The 3,932-nt window shown below is 58.7% G+C and carries 3 protein-coding genes and 2 pseudogenes; 1 reads left to right on the forward strand and 4 read right to left on the reverse strand.

The genetic code is table 11. The features are described from left to right. The 3 genes and pseudogenes from JX325_RS13320 to JX325_RS13330 all read right to left on the reverse strand — a co-directional run. A pseudogene (locus JX325_RS13320) lies at window positions 1-229 on the reverse strand (sugar phosphate isomerase/epimerase); the annotation flags it as partial. A 72-nt stretch (window positions 230-301) separates the two neighbouring features. Beyond that, window positions 302-1,243, reverse strand: a complete 942-nt coding sequence (locus JX325_RS13325; protein ID WP_243414087.1) for a sugar phosphate isomerase/epimerase — start codon at window positions 1,241-1,243, stop codon at window positions 302-304. Window positions 1,244-1,310: 67 nt separating this feature from the next. Next, window positions 1,311-2,489: a Gfo/Idh/MocA family protein gene (locus JX325_RS13330; RefSeq protein ID WP_204791589.1), complete on the reverse strand. Its 1,179-nt coding sequence runs from the start codon at window positions 2,487-2,489 to the stop codon at window positions 1,311-1,313. Between the two features lie 221 nt (window positions 2,490-2,710). On the opposite strand from JX325_RS13330, the gene JX325_RS13335 reads away from it, so the two are divergent. Further along, window positions 2,711-3,562, forward strand: coding sequence for an AraC family transcriptional regulator (locus tag JX325_RS13335; RefSeq protein WP_204791590.1), 852 nt, complete (start codon window positions 2,711-2,713; stop codon window positions 3,560-3,562). Between the two features lie 121 nt (window positions 3,563-3,683). Here the strand turns inward: JX325_RS13335 and JX325_RS13340 are convergent. Then, window positions 3,684-3,932, reverse strand: a pseudogene (locus JX325_RS13340) (hypothetical protein); the annotation flags it as partial.

The following is a 3,932-nucleotide window of genomic DNA, read 5'->3' on the forward strand; positions in this document are numbered from 1 at the left end:
ACCAGCGGTAGTCCACGATGAAGCTGGAGATTTCGACACGCGACTCCTTCAGGGCCTTGCGGTACTCCTCCTCGCACTCCTTGGAGAAGAGGGGGTGCTTGTAGAAGGGGTTGATCCGGGGATGGGGGGACTGCTCAATGTACTTGTAGCCCCAGTCGGCCACCTTCCGGACGTAATCCTTAATGGGCATCTGCTTAGCTAAGACATCAACGTCAAAGGCGATTTTCATAATAGGCGCTCCTTTCCAAAAACATGTCGCTAAACAAAAGGCGAGGACACTGGATTAGCCGCTTTTCGCAATTTACTGACTGATTGTCTGCCGCAGTGCGTCGATGGAGGTGTTGACTCCTGCATCAACGGTCATAGTCGGGTCCTCCATCTCCAGGGACACATCTCCGTCATAGCCCAACATATGGACCACGGAGAAGAACTCCTTCCACCACTGGAGGTCCTTGCCGCAGCCCACGGCTACGTAATTCCAGACCCGCTCAGCGGAGTCGGTGACTGGGCGGGGCTCCAGCAGGCCGTCCACATCGGCCAGACCCCGCTCGATCCGGGCGTCTTTGCCGTGGACATGATAGATGCAGCCCTTCAGGGCGCGGGCGGCGGCGATGGGGTCCGCTCCCAGAATCATCATGTGGGAGGGGTCCAGGTTGATGCCGATAATATCGCCCACGGCCTCCCGGAGTTTCAGCAGGGTGGAAGCGCTCCAGACCATGGTGCCGGGGAACTCCTCGATGGCGATCTGCTCCACGCCGCACTTCTGGCAGTGCTTGGCGAACTCTTTCCAGAAGGCGATGGTCACTTCCCACTGGTACTCGTAAGCGGGGGCCATGAAGTCCGGCCAGGAGACGGTGGAGGTGATCCAGTTGGGGGTGGTGTCGCCGGGCGCGCCGGCGGGGAGACCCGCCATGGCCACGATCTTCTTCACGCCTAGCTTGCCCGCCAGCTCCGCGCAGTCATACATGCTCCGGGCGTACTCCTTGCCCGTCTCGCTGGGCCAGGTGGGGTTGCAGGAGGTGTTGAGAGCGGAAATCCGCATGCCCCGCTTCTCCAGCTCTGCCAGGAACGCCTCCCGCTTCTCCCGGCTGCTCAGCAGCTCGGAGGTGTTACAGTGCTTCCGGGCGCCCCAGCCTCCGGCGGTCATTTCCACGGCGTCAATGCCAAGGCTCTTCACTTTATCCAGCATGTCCGGGTAGGACAGCTCGGCGAATACATCGGTACAAATAGCCAGCTTCATCATGAAACTCCTTTTCTATTTTAGGATTTCTCCCGCGCCTGGCAGCAGACGCGGGAGAAGGAAAATTTGTTTACTCAAAATCAACCCACACGGCGCCCTTGTCGGCGGACTCCACGCACTTATTGATCCAGCGGATGCCGTCGATGCCGTGGGCCAGGTCGGGATACACCAGATTCTTGAGGGTCTCCTCGTCGCCCCGGTTCTTGGCGTCCATGGCGACGGCAAAGCGGTTGTACAGGTTGGACCAGGACTCAATGAGTCCGGTGTAGTGCAGGGCGCCCAGACGCTCGTACTCCAGCGCGTCGCCGCAGAGGTAGTCCATGCCGCGGATCAGAGTCTGGACCGGCTGGCCCTGGACCTCGTAGCGCAGCTCGTCGGGGTGCATGTCGTTCCACTCCAGGGACGCCTTGGTGCCCACGATGCGGATGTGCTGGCTGCTCATGTCGCCGGCGTTGACGCAGGAAGCCCACATCCGGCCCACCGCGCCGTTTTCATAGCGCATGAGCACATAGGCGTTGTCCTCCAGGGGAGCGCGGGTCTTAATGAAGCTCTGGCGGTCACAGAGGACCTGCTTCAGCTTCAGCTGGGGGCAGATCATCTCAGACATGTAGAAGGTATGGGTGGACAGGTCGCCCAGCACAAAGGAGCGGCCCACCTTGGCGGGATTCACGCGCCACATCTGGCCCTCGGCCTGGGTGTCGCCGGTGGGGTCGCAGCCGAAGCCATGGGCATAGCGCAGGTCCACCATGGTGACCTCGCCGATGGCGCCGTTGAGAATCATATGCCGCATCTGGCTCAGCAGGTCAAAGCCGGAGAAGCCGTAGTCCACACAGACGATCTTGCCCTTTTCCTCCGCCAGCTTCTGAATCTCCAGGCCCTGCTCCACCTCAAAGAAGAGGGGCTTTTCGCAGATCACATGGNGACCGGCTTCCAGGGCGGCCTTGCATGCCTCGTAGTGCAGGAAGTTGGGAGTGGCGATGTCCACGGCCTCGATGCCGTCGGGCCGCTTGGCCTCCTCGGCGAACATGGTCTGATAGTCGGGGTACAGCCGGGTCTCGTCCATGCAGAGGTTTTTGCCGAACTCCCTGCCCCGCTCAAAGTCGATGTCGAAAGCGGCGGCGGTCAGGACAAAGGAGGTGTTGTCTCGCATGGCGCCCAGGCGATGCTTGTAGCCCACTTGGCTGGTCTTGCCTCCGCCGACGATGCCCCAGCGGAACGGTCTTTCAATTTTCTTCTCGCCGATCAACATAACAGATCACACTCTTTCTTTTAAAATTGTGGGCGTTTGCCCCTCATGCTCGCCAAAGCCTGACAGGTAGAAACTGACAAGAAAAGTGCAACAATTTTGTTGTTTCTGTCAATTTCCATTTCCTGATTTTTATTATAATTTGTATGAATAGAAAAAGAAAGCCGCCGCCTTGCTGTATCATTCATCATTCTTGCTTTGATTCAAAAAAGGAGGGCCGCCCTATGAAAAGCGTCGATCCCGGCATCCTGCCCCAGTCCGTCTGCTTTTCCTTCACACCGCCGGAGCTTGCGAAACGGATGTTGTTTTATCCTACATGGTGCGGGCACTACTTCTGTACCTCCAGCTACTTCATGCGGCGGGACACCTACCCGCCCCTGCTGGCGGCCTATGTCCGAAACGGCGTGTTTCGGGTGGAGTACCGGGGAGAAACCCGCCGGGCAAAGCGGGGGGACGTCATTCTTCTGGACTGCACGGAGCCTCACTATTACCACGCGGAGGACGGCCTGGAATTCGTCTATATGCACTTCGACGGGTCCAATTCCCACGAGCTCTGCCGGCATATCATTGACATGCAGGGCTGGCTGATCCAGAGGGACACTAACATTCTGGTGGGGAAGCTGCTCCGGGATATGGTGGACTTCTACGAGCGGGACGGCCTGGAAACGCCTTTCGACAGCTCCATGCGCATTTACCGGCTCTTTGACATCCTCTTGTCCCCCACGCCCCAGGAAAAGGAGGCGGGCGGGCCGGTTCAGGACGCCATCCAGTACATCCGGGCCAACGTGGGCAGGTCCATGACCCTGGACGAGCTGGCAAAGGTGGCGAAGCTGAGCCCCTACTATTTTTCCCACTGCTTTAAGCGGCAGTCCGGCTTTTCCCCCATGGAATACGTTATCAACACCCGGATTGACAAGGCGAAGATCCTGCTGGCCAACACTTCCCGGTCCGTAGAGGAGATCGCCTATGAGGTGGGCTACGCTTCCAGCGGCAGCTTTATCAACGTATTCGTCAAACGGGAGGGCACGTCTCCCGCCCGCTATCGCCGGGAGAGCCAAGGCAGGGCAGAAGAATAGGAATATACGGTCCGGTTCCCGGAGGAACCGGACCGTATATTCCTTCCCGCGCAAACCGGCAAAGCGTTTGCGAAGGAGATGAGAAGGGGTAAAAGAGTGAAGCGGAATTTTGCCCCGATGCTTACCAAGGCTGAGAATATCCCCAGGTCCCGATACCCAAAGGCGAGAACACTACGTAGACGATCACCACGCAAATAACGATGAACGCGGTCGCTACCCAGCGGTATTTCCAGGGCGTCAGATCCACCGCGCCCACATCCTTCTGGGTCCAGGGGGTAGGGGCCTTTTTCCGGTTGGAGGCGTTCATGACCGCCATGAGCAGCAGTTCAAAGGGCAGCAGCACCAGAACGGCGTATAGATAGTGGAAGGA

This window comes from Oscillibacter sp. CU971, from assembly GCF_905219725.1.
In the GTDB taxonomy this organism is placed as follows: Bacteria; Bacillota; Clostridia; order Oscillospirales; family Oscillospiraceae; genus Oscillibacter.